The 17,540-nt window shown below is 70.8% G+C and carries 11 protein-coding genes; 6 read left to right on the top strand and 5 right to left on the bottom strand.

The annotated features are described in order from the left end of the window. The first annotated feature begins 126 nt into the window (after window positions 1–126). On the top strand, window positions 127–711 hold the full coding sequence (locus PZE19_RS12650; RefSeq protein WP_277860984.1) for a DUF302 domain-containing protein: 585 nt from the start codon (window positions 127–129) through the stop codon (window positions 709–711). A gap of 12 nt (window positions 712–723) precedes the next feature. On the opposite strand, the gene PZE19_RS12645 is transcribed toward PZE19_RS12650, so the two are convergent. Next, window positions 724–1,737 carry an Ldh family oxidoreductase gene (locus tag PZE19_RS12645; RefSeq protein WP_277860983.1) on the bottom strand — a complete coding sequence of 338 codons (1,014 nt, stop codon included), beginning with the start codon at window positions 1,735–1,737 and terminating at the stop codon, window positions 724–726. Between the two features lie 239 nt (window positions 1,738–1,976). Here PZE19_RS12645 and PZE19_RS12640 point away from each other — a divergent pair, with 239 nt between their 5' ends. From PZE19_RS12640 to ribA, 3 genes are all read left to right on the top strand, one after another. Beyond that, a complete protein-coding gene (locus tag PZE19_RS12640) occupies window positions 1,977–3,308 on the top strand; it encodes a hypothetical protein (protein WP_277860982.1) in 1,332 nt (443 codons plus the stop codon). Between the two features lie 55 nt (window positions 3,309–3,363). Further along, window positions 3,364–4,575 (top strand): DUF2092 domain-containing protein, encoded by a 1,212-nt coding sequence (locus PZE19_RS12635; protein WP_277860981.1) that lies wholly within the window; start codon window positions 3,364–3,366, stop codon window positions 4,573–4,575. A 195-nt stretch (window positions 4,576–4,770) separates the two neighbouring features. Beyond that, window positions 4,771–6,060: a GTP cyclohydrolase II gene (gene ribA, locus PZE19_RS12630; protein WP_277860980.1), complete on the top strand. Its 1,290-nt coding sequence runs from the start codon at window positions 4,771–4,773 to the stop codon at window positions 6,058–6,060. 173 nt (window positions 6,061–6,233) lie between these two features. Here the strand turns inward: ribA and PZE19_RS12625 are convergent, their stop codons facing one another. The 4 genes from PZE19_RS12625 to PZE19_RS12610 all read right to left on the bottom strand — a co-directional run bounded on the left by PZE19_RS12625 (window position 6,234) and on the right by PZE19_RS12610 (window position 12,100). Next, entirely contained in the window at window positions 6,234–7,598 is a 1,365-nt protein-coding gene (locus PZE19_RS12625; protein ID WP_277860979.1) for a DUF5009 domain-containing protein, read from the bottom strand. Between the two features lie 7 nt (window positions 7,599–7,605). Then, window positions 7,606–8,223: a hypothetical protein gene (locus PZE19_RS12620; RefSeq protein WP_277860978.1), complete on the bottom strand. Its 618-nt coding sequence runs from the start codon at window positions 8,221–8,223 to the stop codon at window positions 7,606–7,608. Next, window positions 8,220–9,491, bottom strand: a complete 1,272-nt coding sequence (locus PZE19_RS12615) for an ADP-ribosylglycohydrolase family protein (RefSeq protein ID WP_277860977.1) — start codon at window positions 9,489–9,491, stop codon at window positions 8,220–8,222. Before PZE19_RS12615 ends, PZE19_RS12620 begins: the two co-directional genes overlap by 4 nt. A 248-nt stretch (window positions 9,492–9,739) precedes the next feature. Continuing rightward, window positions 9,740–12,100 (bottom strand): sialate O-acetylesterase, encoded by a 2,361-nt coding sequence (locus tag PZE19_RS12610; protein WP_277860976.1) that lies wholly within the window; start codon window positions 12,098–12,100, stop codon window positions 9,740–9,742. Window positions 12,101–12,427: 327 nt separating this feature from the next. On the opposite strand from PZE19_RS12610, the gene PZE19_RS12605 reads away from it, so the two are divergent. Both PZE19_RS12605 and PZE19_RS12600 read left to right on the top strand, forming a co-directional pair. Next, entirely contained in the window at window positions 12,428–15,952 is a 3,525-nt protein-coding gene (locus PZE19_RS12605) for an efflux RND transporter permease subunit (RefSeq protein WP_277860975.1), read from the top strand. Between the two features lie 47 nt (window positions 15,953–15,999). Continuing rightward, entirely contained in the window at window positions 16,000–17,481 is a 1,482-nt protein-coding gene (locus PZE19_RS12600) for an efflux RND transporter periplasmic adaptor subunit (RefSeq protein ID WP_277860974.1), read from the top strand. Window positions 17,482–17,540 lie beyond the last annotated feature (59 nt).

Here is a 17,540-nt window from a genome sequence, read left to right as displayed (position 1 = left end):
ATCTCCGCCGGTGCCGGTCTCCGTCGACGGCACTGGACCCGAGGAGTTTTGTTGTATATACTACTTTCAGTCGGCGGGCGGGGCGCGCGTCCCGCGGTTTCGAAGGGAACGAGAGGAGGGATCCCCATGCGTTTCATCTGGACCTGTGCGGCGATCGGCCTGCTGGCCGCGGCGGTCGGGGGCGAGGGAGCGGGGGAGGGCGCCATGCCGGAGAAGCGGAACGAGGAGCGTTCGCAGGTCGCTGTGGAGCACGTCCGCCTGACGGTGGACCGGCCGTTCGATGCGGTGGCCGCCGCTTTCGAGCGGGGCCTGGGGCGGCACGACCCGGGGCCGACCGCCACGCTGGCCCAGGGCGCCGATCCGGCGACGGTCCGGGCCGCGATCGAGAAGATGGCCGGGCCGAGCGGGTTCATGCTGTTCGGCAAGAACGACCACGGCACCCTGCTGGGCCTCGTCGGACCCCGTCGCAAGGCCGTGCAGTACGTCGTCGGCAACCCGCTCTTCGCCGTCGAGATGACCCGCCACGCCGTCGGCGCCGCCCTCTACGCGCCGCTCCGCGTGCTGATCCACGAGCCCGAGGCCGGCGTGACGTGCATCGAGTACGACCTGCCCTCATCGCTCTTCGGCCAGTTCCAGGACGACGCCGTTTCGAAGGTCGCCGCCTCCCTCGACGCCAAGCTGGCCGCCTTGATCGACGATTCCGTGAAGTGACGGCCGTCGGGGTCAGTCCAGGAGCGCCCGGACCTCCTCGACGAGCTTGCGAGGGATGAGCGCACCCTCGGACAGGCTGCGGCGGCGGGCCTCGTAGCGGCGGAGCGAGGGGAGCCTCGCGCCCTGCGAGACGACGCCGTCGAAGATCGCCTCGGCGCGGGCGAGGTGGTCGCCGGCGGCCGCGCCGAGGATCCGCGACGGGTCGATCGCCAGCAGCAGCTCGCCGCCGCGCGGGGCGCCCCGCGCGCCGTCGTCGAAGGCGATCGAATCGACGCTCGTCAGGTCGCCGATCAGGGGGCCGGCGATCAGCTCGACCATGAGGGAGAGGGCCGAGCCCTTGTGGCCGCCGAAGGGGAGCATCGCGCCGGCCATGATGGCGTCGGCGTCGGTGGTCGGCTCGCCGGAGGGGTCGACGCCCCATCCCGGGGGCGTGGGCCGGGCCTCGCGGCGGTGCAGCTCGATCTCGCCCCGGGCCGACGCGCTGGTGGCGAAGTCGAAGACGAACGGGTCGCCCCCCGGCCGGGGCCAGCCGAAGGCGATCGGGTTCGTCCCCAGCAGCGGCCGCGAGCCCCCCGCCGGCGCGACCCACGCGTGGCTGGGCGTGAACGCGAAGCCGACCAGGCCCTCGCGCGCGATCGCCTCGACCTCGGGGAAGAGCGCCGCGAAGTGGCAGCAATCGTTGACCGCCATCGCCGCCACGCCCACCGCCTTCGCCTTCTTCGCCAGCAGCGGCAGCCCGCGGCGGAAGGCCAGGGGCGCGAACGCCCCGCCCGCGTCGACGCGGACGACCCCCGGCGCGACGTCGTGCACGACCGGCTCGGCGTCGAGCGTCACCTTCCCCGCGCGGATCGAATTCATGCACATCAGCAGCCGGAAGATCCCGTGCGACCCGCCGCCGTCGCGCTCGCCGGCCGTCATCACGTCGGCGCAGGCCTCGACGTGCGCCGGCGCCAGCCCGTGCCGCGTCAGCACCGACGCGACCAACTCGCGGACCTCGTCCAGGGAGAATCGCACCCGATCGTCCATCACCCGCCTCCCTCGCCGAGGTTCGACGCGCCGCGCGTCGCCCGCCCGGGGAATGGTACACCGCCCACGAACCGTGAGGAAGCGGGGCGCCCGCGGCTTGCTCGACGTGTCAACCGGACCTATAACAAGGATGCCGGCGTTCGAGCGGCCGTCCGCCTCTCGTCACCGATTTGCGGCGCGCGAGCTGCATCGTCGGGCATCCTCTGGAACCGCACCCGATCGCGACGGAGTCGACCGCCATGCCGCTCCGCATCCTCGCCCTGGCCGCGCTCCTCGCGGCGCTCGCCGATCCGGCGGCCCGGGGGCAGTCGTATCCCGGCGCCCCGCAATTCTTCCCGCCGGGGCGGCCCGATTCGGGGAGCCTGCCGAGGCTGGCCGACTCGCTCGCCGACGAGGCCCGGCAGGCGGCCGACGACGTCCGCTACGAGCTGGCGGGGTCGTACCTGGCCAACCAGGCCGGCATGCGGGCCGAGGCCCTGGCGCGGTCGGCCGCGTCCTTCCGCGATCAGGCGCGGCGCGGCGCGCCCAATCTCCAGGGGGCCTTCCTCGACGTGGACCGCGCCTACACGGCGCTGGCGGGCGTGCTCGGCGGTGGCCGCGTCAGCGCGCCGCGGGCGTCGAACGCGCTGGACCGCATCCAGCGGCTCTCGTATCAGATCCGCAGCGTGATCGGCTCGTACGACGCCGGCTCGCCGGGCCTGCCGCCGAACCGCGACCCCCGGTGGGACGCGCGCGGAGTCGGCGCCGCCACGAGCAACCTGCAGATCGCCGCCGACCGCGCGAGCCAGATGCTCGCGGGGCGTCGCGACCCGGCCGGCGTGCGGGCGTCGGCCTCGGCCGCGAGCCTGCTGGAGCAGAACCGGTACTTCCAGGGGATGCAGACCTCCACGGCCCGCGCCGAGGACCTCTGGCAGATGGTCCAGCAGATCCGCCTGGTCGCCTGGGACCTGTTCCTCTACCCGACGATCGCGGCGGTGGACCCGCCGACCCGCGACGCGATCGTCGGCGTCCGGCAGCAGCTCGACCGGCTCTGCGGCTTCTTCGCGATCGACCCGAGGGGACCCATCGAGGACCCCGCGTACCCGCCGGGCTCCAACCGCATCGTCCGGCCGCCGCCCCCCGACCCGGCCTACGGGGGCCCGCCCCCGATCCAGCCGCCGATCCAACCTCCGATCCTGCCGCCGCCGGGGATCCGGCCGCCCCGGCCTCCCGTCGGCCCCGGCCACGGCTTCCGCCCGGGCCCGGAGTTCGTCTCGCTCCTCAACGAGGCGATCGGCCAGCTCGACGGCTATCTCCAGACCCTGGGCGCCCACGTCAACCAGGTGAAGCAGGGTCGCCAGTTCCAGTCCGAGGCCCAGCAGCTCCGCGGCGCGCTCGAGGGGCTCTATCAGCGCGTCCGCGACGGCGCCCCGCGGCGCGAGCTCCGCGGCGCCCTGGAGTTGGCCCTGCGGCACTCCGACACGATCACCGCGCACATGAACGCGATCGTCGGAGCCGCGGGCGGGCCGATGGTCGCCCAGTTCCGCGCCGCCGACCAGTCCCTCCGGCGGATGAACCAGATGCTCCCCTGAGCCGGCCGCGAGCCGACGTCCGACGCGCCCCGACGAATCCCAGGAGCCTCGAATCATGCTCGCGTCTTCCCTCGTCCTGGCCCTGACCCTCCTCGGTCAGGCCCTCGCCGACCAGCCGCTCGCCGAGCCGGGACGCGTGGCGCCCGAATTCGTCGCGACGTTGGAGAAGGCCCAGGCGACGATGGCGGGGCTCAAGAGCTACTCCGTCGCGGCCCGCGTGAAGTCGACCCTGACCGACCCCGCCGGCGGGCCCGACGCCGTGAGCGGGTCGACGTCGACCCAGACGATCGTCGCCAGCCGGCCCGGACGATTCGCCGTCGCCTCCGACTGGGCCGCGTTCGGCGAGGCCGAGGAGCGGCCCGCCCTGCGGGTGGCCTGCGACGGCCGCAAGCTCGTGACCTATTACGTCCCCGACGGCCTCTACGCCGAATACGAAGGGCCCGACCCCGGCGTGCAGGTCTATCACCAGCATATCGTCGAGTCGACCCTGGACGCCTCGGGCCTGAGCGTGATGGCCCGGCCCGACCTGCGCGAGCACGTCCTGCGGCACGCCCGCTCCGCCTCGGTCGACGGCGAGGAGGTCGTCGACGGCGTGCCGACGACCCGGTTCCGCGTCGACTACGACGGCATGCCGGTCGTCATGTGGGTCGGCCCCAAGGACGCGCCGCTGCTCCGGAGGATGGAGCTGACCTTCGAGTCGGCCGCGCCGGGGGGCCCGAAGCTCGTCACCGCGCGACGCTCCGACCTGACCTGGACGCTCGACGTCGACGTGCCGGATTCCGCGTTCGTCCTGGCCGTCCCCGCCGAGGCGAAGCGGGTCGACGACGTCTTCGCCGCCATGATCGCGGCGCGGACGCCCTCGATCCTCGACAAGCCGGCGCCGGAACTGGCGCTGGCCAACCTCGAAGGCGAGGAAGTCGCGCTCGCCGCGACCACCGGCAAGCCCACCGTGCTCGTCTTCTGGGCGACCTGGGCCGCCGGCTCCGGCGAGTCGCTCGGCCAGGTCGCCGCGCTGAACCGAGCCCTGGGCGATCGGGCCCGCTTGCTCGTCGTGAGCATGGGCGACACGGCCGACCAGGTGAAGGCCCGGATCCAGGGCGTCGCCGGACTCCCCACCATCCTCGTCGACCCCCAGGACGCCGCCTCCGCGGCCTATGGCGTCAAGGACGTCCCCTCCGCCGTCGTGATCGCCGCCGACGGCAAGGTCGTCTACGCCGCCCCGGGCTTCGACCTCAAGGTCGTCGCCGACAAGGCGGGCGTCCGCTAGAAACGGCCCGTCCGCAGGCCCGCGGACGGCGCAACTCGGGCTCGGGCGAGGCGTCTCCGACCCCTTCGACGGGGCTGCGACCTGATTTCGGTCGACCTCGCGCGTAGAATGGAGCAGGCCCGGGGCGACCGGGGCTTCTCGACGTTGCGCAGCCCGGCGACGTGGCTTTCGGTCCGCAAAAGGATGGATGGGTCGATGCGGTACGAGTATTCGAAGATCGAGGACGCGATCGAGGCCCTCAAAATCGGCCGGGTGATCGTCGTCGTTGACGACGAGGATCGCGAGGACGAGGGCGATTTCGTCGTCGCGGCCGAGCGGGCGACGCCCGAGGTGATCGAGTTCATGATCACCCACGGCCGCGGCCTGGTCTGCATGCCGATCATGCCCGACGTCGCCGACCGGCTGCGGCTCAACCCGATGGTCGACCACAACACCTCGGCCCACGAGACGCCCTACACGATCCCCGTCGATCACGCGTCGTGCCGCACCGGCATCAGCGCCGAGGAGCGGGCGCGGACCGTCGCGGCGATCCTCGATCCCGCCACCAAGCCCGGCGACCTCCTGCGCCCCGGGCACCTCTTCCCGCTGGTCGCCAAGGAGGGGGGGGTGCTCCGCCGCGCGGGGCACACCGAGGCGGCCGTCGACCTGATGAGGCTGGCGAACCTGACGCCGGCCGGGGTCATCTGCGAGATCACCGACGGCGTCGGCATGGCCCGGGGCGAGCGGCTGCAGGCGGTGGCCCGCGAGCACGGCCTGCCCATCATCTCGATCGAGGCCCTGATCCGCTACCGCCGGATGCGCGAGAAGCTCGTCAACCGCGTGGCCGAGTCCGACCTGCCGTCGCGGTACGGCAACGGCCGCATCCTGGGCTACCGCGTGCAGCACGAGCCGGGCAACGAGCCGGTGGCCTTCGTGATGGGCGACCTCCAGTCGGTCGAGGCCCCGCTGGTCCGGCTCCACTCCTCGTGCTTCACCGGCGACCTGCTCGACTCGCTCCGCTGCGACTGCGGCGACCAGCTCCACATGGCGCTCGAGATGATCGGCTCGGAGGGCGTCGGCGCGCTGATCTACCTGCCGCAGGAGGGCCGGGGCATCGGCCTGATCGAGAAGATCCGGGCGTACAACCTGCAGGACAAGGGGATGGACACCGTGCAGGCCAACCTCGCCCTCGGCCACCGCGCCGACATGCGCGACTACGGCATCGGCCTGCAGATCCTCAAGGACCTGGGCCTGACCAAGATCCGCCTGCTGACGAACAACCCCAAGAAGACCAACGCGTTCGTCTACTACGGCTACGACCTGAAGGTCGTCGACCAGGTCCCCATCATCGCCCCGCCCCACGCCGAGCGCCAGAAGTACCTCGACGCCAAGCGCGACAAGATGGGCCACATCCTCCCCCCGCGCCCCTGCTGCGCCGGCGAGGCCGGCTGCGCCCCCGTCGAGGCCCCGGCCGCGGAGACGAGCAACGGCGTGGTCGGCGCGTGAGCCGCCGAGGATCGCCCTTCTCCCCCCGGGAGAAGGTGGCCCGAAGGGCCGGATGAGGGTCATGGCGCTTCGAGGAAGCCCTCGTGATCCGTCACGCCATCCGAACTCCGACGACCCTCATCCGCCGCTGTGCGTCGCCTTCTCCCGAGGGGAGAAGGCCGAGGCGCTCGCCTTTATAGCTTCACCCTCAGCCCCAGCCGCGCGAGCAGGCCGGTGAGGGCGCAGACGAAGAGCGCCATGCCGAGCGAGCCGGCGACGACGATCCCCGGGTTCGCCGAGTCCTTGTAGGCCATCACCTGGCCGCCGATCCCTGCGACCGAGAGGGCCTCGGTCACGATCGGGTGCAGGAAGTAGGCGAGGATCGGGTTGGCGCCCGCCGGGCGGGCGACGATCGACCAGGCGCGCCAACCCGCGACGTCGACGACGAGGTAGAGGGCCAACCAGAGCAGGGCGGCCAGCGACGCCGTCCAGAGGCACCAGGTCGGCGTCGCCCCGATCTTGTTGATCCCCGCGAAGCCGTCGGTGACGAGGCCCGCGACGAAGAGGCCCAGGGCGAAGGTGAGCGTCCATGAGGTCCGCTCGCGGGGCGTCGCCACGTCGGACCCCCTCGGCAGGATCGACCCCAGCAGGCAGCCGGCCATCGTGATCGCCGCCAGCGAGCCCGTCGCCTCGCCGATCCCGACGTACGAGCCGATCCAGTCGACGACCCCGCGCAGCCACGACACGGCGGGACCGACGGGCGCGAGCCACGCCTTGCTCTCGACGTGCTTGAACAGCCCGCCCTGGTTCATCACGAGGTGCAGCAGGATCAGGACGCCGAGCGCGCCCATCAGCCACTCGCGGCGCTTCCCCAGCCAGAGCGTCAGCAGCGCCACGGTCAGGTAGGCCCAGCCGATCAGCCCCAGGATGCCCCACCATTCGGAACGGAACCAGGGCCAGCCCTCGACCGGCCCGTAGAACAGCAGCGAGGTGTCCGCGGGCCGCCGGCGGTAGATCGCCAGCAGCGCGATCAGGGCGACGGCTCCCAGCCCCTTCAGGACCAGGAAGGTCGTCCGCTTGCGTCCCGGCTCGCGCGGCGGGCTCGTCCAGGCCAGCATGATCGCGACGAAGGCCAGCAGCGTCCACCGGGCCCCGCCCAGCGTCCGGTCGCCGCCCGCGCCTTCGTACACGACGCCCAGGAAGAGCAGGCTCACGGTCCGCAGCAGGATGTGGCCGACCTGCCCGGCCGTCGTCGCCCCCCGCGCGAAGGCGGACTGGAAGGCCAGCGGGATCGACACGCCGACGATGAACAGGAACCAGGGGAAGACCAGGTCGGCCACCGTCATGCCGTCGGCGTCGGGGGGCTCGATATGGTGCAGCCACGACGGCGCGGCATGGCCCAAATCGTTGACGAAGACCATCAAAAGGATCGTCAGCCCCCGCAGCACGTCGACCGAGTCCACCCGGCCGGCCGCGACGGGCGGGGCCTCCGGGGAGGGCGTCTCGGCCGGGGGCGCGGGGGCGGGCGTCGCGTCGGTCGGGGCGTCGGGATTCGTCAACGCATCCTCACTTCTTGGTCTTGTCGACGATTTCCAGGAACGTCGGGCCCAGGAAGATCCAGTTGGTCGGCGTGACCGAGATCGGGCCGTTGATGCCGAAGACGGCCAGCGAGTACGTCTTGCCCGGCTGCGGGTCGGCCAGCTCGACGCGGTTCGGGTAGTTGAAGCCGGAGGCGACGTTGCCGCCGGCCTGGCCCACCTTGTACGGCAGCTTGCCGTCGACCCAGACCTCGCCGTAGTCGTCGACGACCGTCTGGAAGAAGACGGATTTCCCCTCGACCCCGGGGGGCAGCGTGACTTTGATCCGGTACCAGCAGAAGCAGATCTGGCCCGTCGAGCGGCGATCCTTGAGCGTCTCGGGGGCGATCACCTCCCACTTCGCGTCGTCGTAGTCCGCGGCCATGGCGCGGGGCTCGTAGTTGTACGTCTTGTTGGGCGAGCCGTCCGGGTTCTTGCCCGCGACGGGGACGAGCGTGACGTCGTGCCAGCGCCACTCGCCCTTGACCGACTCGACGCCCGCCTTCGTCCGCAGGTCGATCTTCCGGGGCTCGTCGCCCCGCGAGGACGTCACCAGCGCGAGCGTGGCGACGAGCGGCAGGATCGCAATAGATACGCGCCGGCTCATTTGTCGGTCTCCGTGATCTTCGCCTTCTCGGCGGCGGTGAAGCGGCTGTCGGCCTTCGCGGCGGGCTCCCAGCAGGATTCGAGCGGGCCGGGACGGGCGGCCTCGACGGGGATCACGAACGTCTCGGCGCCGTCGGCCGACTTCTCGACCCGGCCGCCGGCCCTGGCCACGGCCTGCGCGGCGAGGTCGTCGCAGACCGCGAGGACGTCCGGGAAGGCGTAGTCGGTCGAGTTGAACTTGGTGTGGGTGTCGAGGGCGCTCGTGTACTTCGCCGGGAGCTTCGCGGCGCCGATGCTGGTGAAGAGGACGCCGGCGGCGTTCGACGGGTTGCAGTCGGAGTCCTGGCCGCAGCGGGTCGAGACGACGATGGTCTTCTCGGGGTCGCCCTCGCCGTAGAGCAGGCCCATGACGATGTAAGCGCCGTTGAGCTTGGCGTCGATGTTGAACTTGTACGGCTCCTTCTCGGCCTTGCTGCACGAGAAGCGGCGGTAGGCGCGGTCCTTCTGGTACTTGGCCTCGATCTTCTTCCAGGTCGCCTCCCAGTCCTTCGGGTTCTCGCGATGCCAGGCGATCACGTCGGAGACGCACTCGTGGTACTGACATCCCTTGGGGATGGCGGCGAGGCCGGCGAGGACGATCTTCTCGGGGTCGGTCTCGAAGAAGGCCTCGGAGTACATGGCGCCGACGAACCAGCCGCCGTAGAGGCCGTCGCCGTAGTTCATCAGCCGGCCGAAGGTCTCGCCCAGGCGGATGACCGTGTTGGGGAGCCCGGGGGCGATGAGGCCGGAGAAGTCGGCCTCGATCTGGTAGTCGATGTCGTCGGCGTGGTCGTTGAACGCGGGGTGGCCGCTGTCGGGCGGGGCGATCCCCTCGCGCAGCCGCTTGCGGCCGGCGGCGTTGGCGTGCCAGAGCGGATACTTGCTGTTGGCGAAGTCGATCCCCGCCTGCCGCGACGTGGCGTCGAGCCCGTACTTCTGAAGGGTCCGCAGGAACGTCATCTCGACGTAGATGTCGTCCTGGTCGAACTGGTTGATCGTCTCGGGCTTCCAGGCCGGCACCCTGTCGGCCGGGACGGTCGCCTCCTGCCAGCGGAACTCGGTCGGCCCGCCGACCCCCACGCCGGCCATCTGGCCGATCCAGCCGGCCTTCATCTTGTCGCGATACTCCTCGCGCGACAGCCGCCGCTCCTTGACCTGGTCATCGGCCCGGAGCGGCGCGGCGAGGGCGAGCGTCGAGAGCGTCAGTCCCACGACGAAGAAGGTTCTCATGTTCCGATCCTTGAAGAATGATGTGCTCTGTGGATGATCCCCGCGCGGGGCGGTGGTGGATCGTCCTCCTCCCCTCCGTGGGAGAAGGTGGCCGGAGGCCGGATGAGGGGCTCGTCATCCGACGCCGGCCGTCGTCGTTCGCGTGCCGCTTCGGCCTCGATGTCCGAGGACTCCATTGGGATCCCCCTCATCCGGCCCTTCGGGCCACCTTATCCCACGAGGGGAGAAGGACAAGCCTCGGAGGCGTCTCACTCCACCTTGCCCGTCGCCGCCCAGGCGGCGCCGCGGCGGATCCAGGGGGGGACGTTGGGGTCGGCCAGGGCCTTGACGTCGTGGCCCAGGACGCAGCTGAAGACGCGGCCCTTGCCGTACGGGTTGACCCAGATCACGGCCTCGTCCTTGCCGGTCCCCTTGGGCTTGGCGGGGTCGGAGTAGGCGGTGGCGAGGACCTCGGCCCCTTCGGGGAGCTTGGAGTTCTGGTACAGCTCGTCGACCACGTGGTCGAACTGCGCGGGCAGGCCCTCTGAGATCGGGTGCTTGGCGTCGGTCTTCTTGACGGTGAAGGCGTGCGCCGGGCCGTGGAAGCCCTGGGCCCGCCAGCCGCCGAGGGCCTTCTCGTACTCCTCCCAGTTGGGCGAGGTGAAGGCGCTCGACGCGAAGTGGTACGAGACGAGGCCCTTGCCGCCGTCGTGCACGGCCTTCAGGAACGCGGCCTTGTTGGCGTCGGACCATTTGGACTCGGGGGCGCCCTTGTCGGTGTTCCGGTAGTTGAGGACCAGCACGTCGTACTTCGCCAGGTTCTCGTCGGTCAGGTCCTTGCCCGGCGTGGTCGTCACGTCGACGGCGATCTTGCCCCCCTCGGCGAGGATCCCCTTGAGGACCTCGTGGGTCGCCTTCCAGTCGTGGGCGCCGACCTCGTCGCCGGTGATGATCAGGGCCTTGATCGGCGCGGCCTCGGCCTTCTTCTCCTCGGGCTTGGGGGCGGGCGCCGGCGCGGAGGCCGCGGCGGGCGCGGGCTGCGGGGCGATCGGGTCGAGGGCGACCGGGCCGAAGACGGGGACGGCCATGTCGGCGCCGTCGACCAGGTTGCAGCTCGGGTCGTAGCCGTGGCCGTACCACAGGAACGAGCCCGGCGGGACGGGCCTGGCGAGCTTCAGCACGACGGCGTCGCGGCTGCGGCCGACGCGGGCCTCGTAGATCATGGCGATCGGCGTGCCGTCTTCCTTGCGGATCGAGAAGCCGGCGATGTGGGTGGCGGGCTTCAGGCCGGCGGCCATCGTCGCGATCGACCGACCGTTGATGGACTTGTCGATCAGGTTCACGCCCCGGAACTTGACCTCCAGCGTGTTGTTGGGGCCCAGGGCGACGCGGTCGAGGGTCGGCGTCGACGCGCCGAGTTGGCCGAACTGCTCGCGGAGGGCGATCTGCGCCAGCCGCCGGCCGGCGCGCTTCAGGCCCTGGGTGCCGACGTGGATCGCGTCGTCCAGCTCCAGGTCGATGACCGAGACGACGGCCGTGTTCGCCAGCCGGTCGGGCAGGATGCGCTGGGCCTCCTGGACGCGGTTCCAGCCGGCGGGGTCGCCCTCGTTGACGAACCGGCCGATCTGGACGTAGTAGAAGGGCAGGTCGGCCTGGCCGAGGTCGCTGCGGACGGCCCCGATGAAGTCGGCGAAGACGCGTTCGAAGATCTTGGAGGCGTCGGGCGACGAGTCGCTCTCGCCCTGGTACCAGAGCACGCCCTTGACGCGGCCGCCGGCGAGCTGGACCTGGCGGAGCATCGAGCCGTACAGGCTGTTGCCCCCTTCGCCCTTCTTGGCGGGGTCCCACTGCTGCATGCTCGTGCCGCCGTGCGCGGCGGTCACTAGGCCGATCGGCACGTTCGTGGCGCTCACCATCTCGACGGCGAACGGCAGGCCCAGGCCGGCGCCCTTGGTCCGCGTCTTGTGCTGCTGGGCCGACCGCTCGGCGCGGTTCGCCGGGTCGCCCGAGTGGACCGGGTCGGGCGAGTCGACGAGCCAGTGCAGCGGCTCGGTCGCCTGCCCCCACTTGCCGTCCATCCCCAGGGCTGAGACGCTCGGATTCGGCGGCGTGACGTCGAGCAGGTCGCCGACGCCCTCCATGTTCGACTGCCCGGCCAGCACCCAGAGGTCGCCGACGTAGATCGGGCCGACGGCGACCTGCTGGATGGAGCCGCCGTGCTCGTAAGCGATGCTGACGGTGTACGGCCCGCCAGTCGGCACGCCGGCGATCTTGCCGTCGACGAGCGGCGGCGCGAAATTCGCCGCGGGCCCGTTCACGGTGGCGCGGATGTTCTTCGCGTCCTTGAGCGATTCGTCGAGCACGATCGGGACGTCGGCGTTGCCGTTGGCGTCGCGCTGGAAGACCTGGTGCGGGGCCGGGGCCTTGATGATCCCGTCGGCCCGGATCGTGGTCATGGCCACGCCGGGCGCGCTGCGCGGCTGCCCAGGTTGTCGGCCCAAGGACTGGCCGACGCCCTGGCCCTGGGCGGCGACGGCCCCGGCCGCGAGGGCGACGAACAAGGACGCCCCGAGGCGTGTGAGCCGTCGGGCCGATTCGAGGGGCGATCGGAGCTGGGATGACGTCCGCATGGCGCGTGTTCTCCTGGCGCGGGAACGGGAGGGCCGCCCGAGGGGCGGGGTCCGGAGAGCGTCGCGACGATCCGGTCGCCGCCGCGAATGCCACATCGTATCCCTCGCGCCGACCTTCCGAAAGGGAGTAAGCGGCCCGGCCCGCCCGCGCGGAGGTCGCAAATTCCGCCCGATCGACCGGTCGGGTCGAGGCGTCTCGCGAGACGCCTGCTAAGATGTGGGGGCGCCCCGCTCCCTCGCAGTCGGAGGCGTCCCCGCGGGCGGACCGTCCGCCGCGTCGGGACATCGCGGAACCGAGCGGCCCGGTATCGGCCTGGGGTGCGAGTCATGAATCCGATCGTCTTCGCGATGCGCCGCCCGGTCACCACGCTGATGCTGGTGGTGGCGCTGATCAGCAGCGGCGTCCTGGCCTACAGCCGGATGCGCGTGGACATCTTCCCCTCGCTGAACACGCCCAAGATCTACGTCTTCCTGGACTACGTCGGGATGAGCCCCGACCAGATGGAAGGCTTCATCGTCAACCAGCTGGAGCTGTTCTTCCAGTACGTCGACGGCGTGGAGGACATCAACACCCGGAACATCCAGCAGGTCTCGCTCTGCGAGCTGTCGTTCTATCCCGGGACCGACATGGGCCAGGCCATGGCCCAGGTCGTGGCGATGTCGAGTCGAGCGATGTCGTGGATGCCCAAGGGGACGCTGCCGCCGATGATCATGCGGATGGACGCCGGCAGCGTGCCGGTCGGCTATCTCGTGTTCGAAAGCGAGAAGACGTCGCTGGGGGCGATGGGCGACCTGGCGCAGAACATCATCCGGCCGCTGGTGCAGAAGTACGTCCCGGGCACGGTCGCGATCTCGCCGTTCGGGCCCAACATGCGGTCGATCGTCGTCAACGTCGACCCCCAGAAGCTGCTGGCCTACAACCTGACGCCCCAGCAGCTGGTCGACGCCGTGGCGCAGGGGAACACCGTCGCGCCGGCGGGCAACATCTACATCAAGGACTCGATGCCGGTCGTGGCCAACAACGCGACGGTCACCGACATCCGGCGGCTGGGCGACATCCCGGTGAAGCTGGGCCTGAACGTCTACCTTCGCGACGTGGCGACCATCTCGGACGACACCGACATCACCTACGGCTACGCGCTGGTGAACGGCCGCAAGTCGGTCTACCTGCCGATCATCAAGAAGGACACCGGCTCGACCTTGACCGTCGTCGCCGACGTGCACAAGGCGATGCCGCTGTTCCGCGACGCCGTCCCCAAGGACGTGACCGTCGGCTTCGAGTTCGACGAGTCGCCCACCGTGGTGGCGGCCGTCCGGAGCGTGGCGACCGAGGGCCTCATCGGCGCCGTGCTGACGGGCCTGATGATCATGCTCTTCCTCCGCGACCTGCGGAGCGTGATCGTGGTGGTGTCGAACATCCCGCTGGCCCTGCTGGGGTCGCTGTTCGGGCTCTGGCTGACGGGCAACACGATCAACATCATGTCGCTGGGCGGCCTGGCGCTGGCGATCGGCATCCTCGTCGACGAGGCGACCGTCGAGGTGGAGAACGTCCACGCGCAGATGAAGCGGACGCACAACGTCGCCTCGGCCGTGCTGCACGGCAACCTGATCACGGCGGTCCCGCGGCTGTTGGCCCTGCTGTGCATCCTCTCGGTGTTCATCCCGGCGTTCATCATGGGCGACCCGCTGCGGTCGCTGTTCATGCCGCTGACGCTGGGCGTGGGCTTCGCGATGATCTCGTCGTACCTCCTCTCCAGCACGTTCGTGCCCATCATGTGCGTGAACCTGCTGAGGCACAAGGGCGGGGGCGACGAGAAGCCCGGGCTGTTCGACAAGCTGTTGACGGCCTACCGCGCCGTCGTCTCGCGCTTCGTCGGGGTCCGCTGGCTGGTGGTCCCGGCCTACCTGGCGGCCTGCATCGCGGTGCTCGGGACGGTCGGCCTGGAGGTCGGCACCGAGCTGTTCCCGCAGATCGACTCGGGCGAGTTCGTGCTCCGGTTTCGGCCGCCCCCGGGGTCGAACTTCGAGCTGACGCGCGAGATGGCCGTGAAGTGCCTGGAGGTGATCGAGGAGGAGGCCGGGCCCAAGAACATCCAGATCTCGATGGGCTTCGTCGGCCAGGTCGCGCCCAACTTCGGCATCGACAACATGGTGCTGTTCATGCGGGGACCCGACGACGGCCAGCTCCGCGTGGCCCTGACCGAGTCGAGCGGCATCAAGTTGGCCCCGTTCCGCGAGCGGCTGCGCAAGGTCCTGCCCGAGAAGGTCGTCCCCTGGCTGGAGGCGCGGCTGGAGCAGGGGGGGCTGGCGAAGGACGAGGCGAAGCGCCAGGCCGCCCTGTCGATCTTCGGCTTCGAGCCGGGCGACATCGTGACCAACGTCATGAGCTTCGGGTCGCCGATGCCGATCGCGGTGCGGGTGGTCGGCACCGACCTGAAGGAGGTCCGCCGCTACGCCGAGAAGATCTCCGCGGAGATGAAGAAGATCCCCTTCCTCCGCGACGTCCAGTTCCAGCAGATGCTCGACTACCCGTCCGTCGAGGTGGACATCGACCGCGAGAAGGCCGGCCTCAGCGGCGCGAAGGTCGAGGACGTGGTCCACGCGCTGGTGATGGCCACCGCCTCGACCCGCTTCACCAACCTGAACTACTGGATCGACGCCGCGACGGGGTTCGACTACCTGGTGCAGCTCCAGATCCCGCCCAAGCGGCTCGACAAGCCCGAGGACGTCGAGACCCTGCCGCTCGATTCGGTCAACCCGCTGGTCAACCTGATGGTCCGCGACGTGGCGAAGGTCCACCGCGGCGTCCGGCCCGGCGAGGTGGACCGCGACATGTCCCAGCGCTACCTGACGCTGGTGGCGAACGTCGAGGGCGAGGACATGGGCCGGGCCTCCAAGCAGGTCTCCAAGGCCATCGAGGCCGCCGGCGAGCCCCCCCGCGGCGTCCGCGTCGAGACGATGGGCCAGCTCCCGCCGATGCTGGAGATGTTCAAGGCGCTGGGGACCGGCCTGGGCGTCGCGGTCTTCGTCATCTTCGTCCTGCTGACGGCCTACTTCCAGTCGCCCCGGACGGCCCTGATCTCCGTCAGCGCCGTTCCGGGCGTGCTGGCGGGCATCGCGACGATCCTGTTCGTCACGAACACCTCGCTGAACATCGAGTCGTTCATGGGGTCGATCATGTGCCTGGGCGTCTCGGTGTCGAACTCGGTCATGCTGGTGACGTTCATGAACGAGTACTGGAAGGGGGGGGCGCCCGCGCCCGAGGCGGCCGTGAAGGGGGCCGCGGACCGGCTCCGGCCCATCCTGATGACCGCCTGCGCGATGAGCGTGGGCATGGTGCCGATGGCCCTGGCCCTCGAACGCGGCAGCCAGATGCAGGCCCCGCTGGGCCGGGCGGTGATCGGCGGCCTGGTCATGTCGACCTTCGCCACCCTGCTGGTGGTGCCGTCGGTCTTCGCGATGGTCATGGGCCGAAAGACGGCGAAATCGCCCTCGATCTACCCGGACGACCCCGAGAGCGCCTATTACGACCCCGACGTCTTCGTCGACGTCGCCGGCCACGGCCGCGCGGTGCCCGATCATCGAGGCGACGAGGGCGACGGGGACGAGACCCGGGGCGCGGAGTCCCGCCACGAGCAGGACGCCCTCGTCTTCCTCCGCAAGATCCTCGACGAGTCGCGGGCCAAGCGGCACGACATGGTCACGCACTACACCATCGACGACCTCCGCGACGCGCTCGGCTTCACCCGGACCGACCAGGCGTCCGACTCCGACCTCGACGGCGGCGACGCCGCCGGGCCCGGCGGCCCGGGCCGGGGTCCGGAAGACCCGTTCGGCGGAGGCTCCCGATGAACATCTCCCTTCACGCGGCCCGGCCGCTTCATCTCCGGAGGTCCCCGATGCCCCCCGCCACCCGGCCCTCGATCCCGCGTCGCATCGCCGGCCGCATCCTCGTCGCGACGTGGCTCGCGGCGGCGGCGACGGCGGGCTGCGGCCGCGAGGAGGCGAGCCGATACACCAGCGTCGCCCGGCCGCAGGTCGTCCGCCTGACGAGGCCGGAGAGCCGCAAGATCGTCCGCGTCGTCGGCCAGCCGAGCTTCATCGAGAGCTACGAGCGGACCTCGATCTACCCGAAGCTCACCGGCTACATCGAGAAGTGGAACGTCGACATCGGCGACAGGGTCAAGAAGGGGGACGTGCTCGCCACGCTCTTCGTCCCCGAACTGGTCGAGGACTTCGGGACCAAGAAGGCGACCGTCAAGCTCGACGAGGAGCGCGTCGAGCTGGCCCTGAAGCTCGTGCAGGTCGCCGAGGCCGACGTCCAGGCGGCCGAGGCGGGGCTCAAGGAGTCGGAGGCGATCCTGGGCAAGTACCAGTCCGAGGTCGACCGCTGGGACACCGAGGTCAAGCGGCTCGACCGCGAGGTCAAGCGCGGGGTCGTCGACCCCCAGATCCTCCTGGAGTCGACCAACCAGCTCAAGTCCAACGCCGCCGCCCGCGACGCGGCCCGGGCGACGATCGAGAAGTCGCGCGCCGACGTGCTCTCGCGCCAGGCCTCGCTGGCCAAGGCCAAGGTGGACGTCGGCGTCGCCCGCGCCGACCTGGGCGTGGCCCAGAGCGAGCAGAAGCGGATCGAGGCGTGGGTCGGCTACATCACGCTGACGTCCCCGTACGACGGCGTGATCGTCACTCGCAACGCCAACACGGGCGACTTCGTCAACCCGTCCGCCGGCGACCCCACGGCCCTCCAGCGCTCGCCGAACCTCTCGCCCAACGGGGCCGCGGCGCCCATCTACACGGTGGACCGGACCGACGTCGTGCGCGTCTTCGTCGACGTCCCCGAGCAGGACGCGAACTTCGTGCAGGTGGGGACCAAGGCCACCGTGCTGGCCCGGGCCTTCCGCGACCGGCCGATCCCCGGGGCCGTCACGCGGACCTCCTGGGCGCTCAACATCAAGAGCCGGACCCTCCGCGCCGAGGTCGACCTGCCGAACACCGACAGCCAACTGCTCCCCGGGATGTACGCCTACGCCAGGATCATCATCGAGCGGCCCGCCGCCATGTCGCTGCCGGCCGCGGCCCTGGTCACCAGCGGGGACAGCACCTATTGCTGGACCTACCGCGACGGCCACGCGGTCCGCGCCGAGGTCCGGACGGGCGTGAACGACGGCGACTGGTACGAGGTCACCAACCTGCAGGCGTCGGCCGAGCCCGACTCGAAGACCGACGAGGGCTGGAAGCCGGTCGACGGCTCGGAGCAGATCATCCTCGGCGACCTGTCGATCCTGGCCGACGGCGCCGCGGTGGAAGTCGCCCCCGAAGAGGCCAAGGCCGCGCCCGCCAAGGTGGCCGAAAGCCCGATCGGCGAGGGCCGACGCTGACCGCCCGGGCGAGCCCGCGCGTTGCAATCGGTTCGACCGGCGCATTCGGGCGCGGTCGG

The organism is Paludisphaera mucosa, assembly GCF_029589435.1.
GTDB lineage: Bacteria > Planctomycetota > Planctomycetia > Isosphaerales > Isosphaeraceae > Paludisphaera > Paludisphaera mucosa.
The sequence above is the reverse complement of the archived record's forward strand: the minus strand, read 5'-3'. Positions and strand labels throughout refer to the sequence as shown.

Excerpts from the sequence above, each read along its gene's own strand:
- PZE19_RS12650 (WP_277860984.1), top strand. The coding sequence starts at position 127 with ATGCGTTTCATCTGGACCTGTGCGGCGATCGGCCTGCTGGCCGCGGCG.
- PZE19_RS12645 (WP_277860983.1), bottom strand. The coding sequence starts at position 1,737 with ATGGACGATCGGGTGCGATTCTCCCTGGACGAGGTCCGCGAGTTGGTC.
- PZE19_RS12640 (WP_277860982.1), top strand. The coding sequence starts at position 1,977 with ATGCCGCTCCGCATCCTCGCCCTGGCCGCGCTCCTCGCGGCGCTCGCC.
- PZE19_RS12635 (WP_277860981.1), top strand. The coding sequence starts at position 3,364 with ATGCTCGCGTCTTCCCTCGTCCTGGCCCTGACCCTCCTCGGTCAGGCC.
- ribA (WP_277860980.1), top strand. The coding sequence starts at position 4,771 with ATGCGGTACGAGTATTCGAAGATCGAGGACGCGATCGAGGCCCTCAAA.
- PZE19_RS12620 (WP_277860978.1), bottom strand. The coding sequence starts at position 8,223 with ATGAGCCGGCGCGTATCTATTGCGATCCTGCCGCTCGTCGCCACGCTC.
- PZE19_RS12615 (WP_277860977.1), bottom strand. The coding sequence starts at position 9,491 with ATGAGAACCTTCTTCGTCGTGGGACTGACGCTCTCGACGCTCGCCCTC.
- PZE19_RS12610 (WP_277860976.1), bottom strand. The coding sequence starts at position 12,100 with ATGCGGACGTCATCCCAGCTCCGATCGCCCCTCGAATCGGCCCGACGG.
- PZE19_RS12605 (WP_277860975.1), top strand. The coding sequence starts at position 12,428 with ATGAATCCGATCGTCTTCGCGATGCGCCGCCCGGTCACCACGCTGATG.
- PZE19_RS12600 (WP_277860974.1), top strand. The coding sequence starts at position 16,000 with ATGCCCCCCGCCACCCGGCCCTCGATCCCGCGTCGCATCGCCGGCCGC.